This is a genomic window from Lawsonibacter sp., assembly GCF_022777125.1.
Classification (GTDB): Bacteria; Bacillota; Clostridia; order Oscillospirales; family Oscillospiraceae; genus Lawsonibacter_A; species Lawsonibacter_A hominis.
On the sequence record NZ_JALFGV010000024.1, the window covers coordinates 1 to 5,811 of the forward strand.

The following is a 5,811-nucleotide window of genomic DNA, read 5'->3' on the forward strand; positions in this document are numbered from 1 at the left end:
CCTGTTCTGCATCCGCCGCAGCGTCTGGCGCGCGGCGGCCGCGGCACAGCGGCAGACCTGACCAGCTTCCGCGCCCCGGCCGTTTGGTAGGCCGGGGCGCTGCGTTTGGCTGCGGCATTACATATTCCGTCCCTTGTCCGCATACCAGTAGCTTGAGGTGGTGAGGCGATGACCTTTCTGGAGCGGCTGGGCGATTTTATTTGGAACCCGTGGCTGCTGGGGCTGTTTTTGCTGGTGGGGCTGTTTTATTCCCTGCGTACCGGCTTTTTTCAGGTGTTCGAGTGCGGGTTATGGCTCAGGACCACGCTGGGTTCCCTCCTCCGGCCCCGGCGGAAGCGGCAGGGAGGCGGGCTGACTCAGTTCCAGGCCCTGTCCACTGCGCTGGCCTCCACCATCGGGACCGGGAGTATCGCCGGGGTGGCCACCGCCATTTTTTACGGCGGGCCTGGGGCGGTGTTCTGGATGTGGGTCTCCGCCCTTCTGGGCATGATGACCAGCTGTGCGGAGAAGACGCTGGCGGTGCGCTACCGGGAACGCGCCCGGGACGGCGGATGGCAGGGAGGCCCCATGTGCTACATGGAGCGGGGCGTGGGCAGCCGCTTTCTGGCGGCGCTGTTCTCCGTCTGCTGTGTGGCGGCCTCTCTGGGGGGCGGAAACATGGTGCAGGCCAATTCCATCGCCACCGCGCTGGAGGCCTCGTTCGGCTGGGACCGGCTGGCGGTTGGGGCGATCACCGCGCTGCTGACCGGGGCGGTCATCCTGGGTGGGATCGGGCGCATCGGGCGTTTCAGCGAGAAGCTGGTGCCCTGTATGGCACTTTTGTTTTTGGGCGGCGGGGCCGTGGTGCTGTTTGTGCATGCCTCCGCCATCCCGGACGCGCTCTCGCGCATCGTCTCAGGGGCCGTTGCACCCCGCGCCGCGGCGGGCGGCGGGCTGGGCTACGGTGTGGCCGCCGCCATGCGCTATGGGATCGCCCGGGGCGTGTTTACCAACGAGGCGGGCATGGGCTCCTCCGCCATGGCGCACGCCGCCTCCGATGTGGAGGAGCCCGCCGAGGAGGGCATGTGGGGGATGTTCGAGGTCTTTGTCGCCACGCTGCTGGTGTGCTCCGTCACCGCCTTAGTCATCCTGACCACTGGGGTCTACGATGAAAAAGCGGCCCTGGCCGCCATCCAGAGCGGACGCGTCTCCTCCGTCATGGTGGGCGCGCCTCTGTCCGCCGCAGCCTTTTCCACCGTGTTCGGCCGCTTCGGCGGCATCTTTGTGTCCCTGTGCCTGCTGCTGTTTGCATTTACGTCGCTGCTGGGATGGAGTTATTACGGGGAGCGGGGCCTGGAATACCTGACGGGCTCTGACCGCTGGCGCCGGCTCTATCGGGCAGTGTTCCTGCTGATGGTGGTCGGGGGCAGCGTGGGGGAGCTGGCCGCCGTGTGGCAGCTGGCCGACATCTTCAACGGCCTGATGGCCCTGCCCAATCTGTGTGCGCTGCTGCTGCTCGCACCGGAAGCGCTGCATCTTCTGAATGCTTGGGAAGGAAAACAAAAGAGAGAAAAGGGCGAAAAGATAAGACCAAACTGACGGGATTCAAGACAAAACGAAAAAAGAGCGTTACGAATGGATTGGATAAATCGTCAAAAGCATCAAATCCCCAAGGGGTCAGGGCAGGCGCAAGGCGCGGCGGCGCCTTAACGCGGCCGGAGACTCCGTACACATTGGGAAAGCCCCCTGGCCCCGGCGCAGCTGCGCCGGGGCCAGGGGGCTTTCCTGCAGATAGAAGTCAGGGGGCCGCGCGATCCAGAGTCACAGTTTCGCCGGTCAGGATGGAGGAGGACTCGCCCTCCAGCGCCGGTGCGTGACTGATGGTCACGGTGTCGCCCACATTCAGGATCACGGCGATCGGATTGGCGGCGGCGGAGAGGGAATAATATACCGCGTCGCCGCGCAGCTGGATAAAGTAGTAGGAGTTTCCGTCCATCACGGCGCTGCGGATGTCGGTGATCCGGCCGGAGACCTCGGTGCGGGGCAGCTCCTCGGTGGTAGTGATGCCCTTTTCGGAGAGCAGGGCGATATAGCTCTGCTCACAGGCGGCGACGGTGGAGCCCACAGCCACCACCTGATACTGGGCTACGTTGACCATGGCGTAGCTCTTTACCAAGTTGGTGGCGTCCTTCAGCGGAATGAAGTAGGTGGGCTGATCCGCGATGTTGAGCAGCAGGGGGAAGGTGGCGGTATAGCCCAGATCCTGCACCACGCCCATGGCGGAGAGCTTGGCGGCATCCTCCGTGGCGCCGGGCGCGGAGTAGAATTTGGTCTGCTTGGTGCGCTGGTTGGACAGCAGGAAGCCCAGGTTGGACTGGTCGGCATTGGCGGAGGTGACGCCGGTATACATATATACATCGTCATTCAGCGCGATATAGTTGTAGCCCTCGGTGGTCACCGTCACGTCCCGCTGGCCGAAGATGGAATTGATAAAGCCGTTGATGAGGGTGCCGTGGTAATCGTACTGCTCCATAATGAGGCTGGGGGTGTACAGATTGTCTACCCAGGTGGGGACCTGCTCATAATAGGTGCTCTCTCCGGTGATGGCGTTGACCAGTACCGCGCCGTGGATGTCGGTACCGCCGAACAGGCCGATGGTCTTTACCACCCGGGGAGCGATCCACCACGGCTGGCCGTCTTCGTCGATCTCGAACTGAGGCGTGGCAAACAGGAAGGTGGGGTACTGGAAGCGCAGGTGCCGGGAGATGTTGCGGTTAAGCGGCTCGGAGAAGGAATACTTCATTCCTTCCGACAGGCGGACTACCGTGGCCTCCTGGGTGACCATATCCACCACCACATAGGCGGGCAGGCCTTCGGAGCGGTTGGTGAACCACTTGATGATGTCCGCGTAGTCGATGGGAGCCACCCGCACGGGACGGCCCTGGTAGTTGATCTGGGTCGAGTCGTTGGAATACTCGAACTGACTGACCATATCGCTGAGCGTACCCATCTGGCGGTCCCCCAGAAACTCCGCGGAGGTGCGGTCCAGCGTGGGAATCTCGTTAAAAGAGATCTGAGCCACATCGGCGGAGAAATCGCCGTCCTGCACGTCCAGCAGATCCCGGTAGGCGCCCGCACGGAAGATGGGGAGGGAGATGACGGAGCCTACGATGGCCACCAGGATCAGCGCCAGAAACAGGATGCCGATCGGCAGGCACTGGGACTTGATGAACTTGAAATACTCTTTGGGACCGCCGCCGCCCAGGTTGAACCCGGAGGTGACCAGGGCGCAGACCACGTAGACCACGCAGAGGATGCCGATGAACAGGTAAAAGTCGCTGGACTGGAGATTGATGGCGGGCAGGGCTACGTAAAAATAGAGGAACCCGACCACAGCGGTGACGATCAGGTTGACCAGGATCTTGCCGAACTTGCTTTTGGGACCCCGGCGCTTCTTGGCAGGCTGTTGATCCATAAATACATTCTCCTTTTGCCGTTGGTGCGGATGCGGATCCATCCAATGACGGGCAGCGTCAAGGAAGCGGAAAAATGGATCCGTTTCAAGGGGCGGACGGTTGCCGCCCCGGTGCGGCGCGCGTTCCATTGACGATGCACTCCAAACCAAAGCCGCTGAAAGCAGCCTTGCACAGCGCAAGACGCCATGGACTTCCGAAGAATCCGTTTGACCCGTTGGAAGCCGTTTGGTCTTAAACCATAGTATAGCCGATTTCGGAAGGGAAGGCAACCGATCCAAGGTATTTCTGCATTAAAATTGGATTAAGGCTTGTTGGAACCGGGGCAAAACGCCGGCGGCGGGCCGGGCTTGCGCGCCGCCGGCCGGAGACGCAAGGAGCAAACCGGGACGAAAGGCGGAGAAAACGAATTGTAAAGTTCTTGTAAATCCGATTGACGCAGAACTTTACATTCGCTATACTGCTTTTGGATTTGTGATCATTGTGTAAAGAATGAGGGATGGAACGTGAATTATACCATCGTGCTGGGACTGCTGGGCGGTCTTGCGCTGTTCCTATACGGCATGCAGATGATGAGCGCCGGCCTGGAGGCCGCTGCCGGCGACCGGATGAAGAGCATCCTGGAGCGGCTGACGGCCAACCGGTTTCTGGGCGTTCTGGTGGGCGCCGTCATCACGGCGGTCATCCAATCCTCCTCCGCCACCACCGTCATGGTAGTGGGCTTTGTCAACTCCGGTATGATGACCCTGCGTCAGGCCGTATGGATCATCATGGGGGCCAACATCGGCACCACCATCACCGGGCAGCTCATCGCGCTGGATGTGGGCGTTTTGGCGCCGCTGTTTGCGTTTGTGGGCGTAGCGATGGTGGTCTTCGTGAAAAAGCCCCAGGTCCGCCACTACGGCAGCATCCTGGCCGGCCTGGGCGTGCTTTTCATCGGCATGGACATGATGAGCACGGCCATGGAGCCGCTGCGGGACTGGCCTGCCTTTGTAGAACTGGTGAGCACGTTCTCCAATCCTCTGGTCGGTATTCTGGTGGGCGCGGGCTTCACCGCGATCATCCAGTCCTCCTCCGCCTCGGTGGGGATCCTGCAGGCCCTGGCGCTCAGCGGCGTGATCGGCCTGGACAGCGCGGTATTCGTCCTGTTCGGTCAGAACATCGGCACCTGTATCACCGCGGTGCTGGCTTCCATCGGCACCAGCCGCAATGCCAAGCGGGCCACGATTATCCATCTGCTGTTCAATATCATCGGTACCGTCGTGTTTACAACGCTGTGCCTGGTAACGCCGCTTTTGGGGCTCTCTCTTGTGGGCGGCGTTCAGTCCCTGACGCCGGAGAACCCGGCGGCCCAGATCGCCAATATGCATACGCTGTTTAACATTGTCACCACGCTCCTGCTGCTCCCGCTGGGCGGGAAGCTGGTGCAGCTGGCCATGCGCATCCTGCCCGACCGGAAGGAGAGCGGGGAGGAGGGAATGCACCTGGCGTATCTGATCTCGGGCCCCATCCACACGAAGCAGGAACACCCCATCGGCTTTTCCGCCATGTACCTCAATCAGCTCCGGCAGGAGCTGGAGCGGATGCTGGGGATGGCGCGGCAGAACACCGCGGTGGGCTTCCAGGCGGTGCTGGAGCGCGATCCCAAGCTGCTGGAGGGGGCGGAGGCCACCGAGGAATACATCGACTATCTGAATAAGGAGATCTCTCAGTTCATCTCCAAGGTCATCGTTCACGAGACCAACGAGCGGGATTCGGCGGCGGTAAGCGCCTATTTCAAGATCACCGGAAATATTGAGCGGGTGGGCGATCACGCCATGAATATCTGCGAGTATTCCGGTATGCTCAAGGAAAAGCATATCCACTTCTCCGACGCGGCCCGCCGGGAGCTCCAGGAGATGGAGAGCGTATGCCTGGCGGTGCTGGACGAGCTGGCCCGTGAAACGGCGGAACCCATGGAACTGCTGAAAAACGTGGCCGCGCTGGAGCAGCGGATCGACGATATGACGGGCGCCTACCGGCAGAACCAGCTGGACCGGATGCGTTCCGGAGCCTGCTCCGACGAGGCGTGCATCATCTTTTCTGAGCTGCTGACCGACTTTGAGCGGATCGGGGATCACGCCCTGAACATCGCGGAGGCGCGGGTGTCCGCAGGCGCGGCGCTTCCTCCGGCCTAAAAAGTCCAACCTTTTTCGACAAGCTGACGCGCCGGGTCTCAACTGAACCGCCCCCGATTGTGCGGACAGCACAAAAACGCCCCTAATATAGGACTATGAGATTTTCAAGCAGCAAACTGGCGGCGCAATTCCAGAGGCGTCAGTTTTGTTTTTGATTGAATGCGCTGGTGATTGTAAAAGAA

Annotated in this window: 3 protein-coding genes; 2 read left to right on the top strand and 1 reads right to left on the bottom strand. The window is 61.3% G+C overall.

Annotated elements, in window-relative coordinates; all coding sequences use genetic code 11:
• The first annotated feature begins 168 nt into the window (after positions 1 to 168).
• A complete protein-coding gene (locus MR825_RS02130; protein ID WP_186906378.1) occupies positions 169 to 1,578 on the top strand; it encodes an alanine/glycine:cation symporter family protein in 1,410 nt (469 codons plus the stop codon).
• A 199-nt stretch (positions 1,579 to 1,777) separates the two neighbouring features.
• Here MR825_RS02130 and MR825_RS02135 read toward each other — a convergent pair whose 3' ends face one another.
• On the bottom strand, positions 1,778 to 3,454 hold the full coding sequence (locus MR825_RS02135; protein ID WP_186906379.1) for a CvpA family protein: 1,677 nt from the start codon (positions 3,452 to 3,454) through the stop codon (positions 1,778 to 1,780).
• A gap of 504 nt (positions 3,455 to 3,958) precedes the next feature.
• Here MR825_RS02135 and MR825_RS02140 point away from each other — a divergent pair.
• Complete coding sequence (locus MR825_RS02140; protein ID WP_287878518.1) at positions 3,959 to 5,629, top strand: Na/Pi cotransporter family protein; 1,671 nt, start codon at positions 3,959 to 3,961, stop codon at positions 5,627 to 5,629.
• Positions 5,630 to 5,811: the final 182 nt, after the last annotated feature.

Excerpts from the sequence above, each read along its gene's own strand:
- MR825_RS02130 (WP_186906378.1), top strand. The coding sequence starts at position 169 with ATGACCTTTCTGGAGCGGCTGGGCGATTTTATTTGGAACCCGTGGCTG.
- MR825_RS02135 (WP_186906379.1), bottom strand. The coding sequence starts at position 3,454 with ATGGATCAACAGCCTGCCAAGAAGCGCCGGGGTCCCAAAAGCAAGTTC.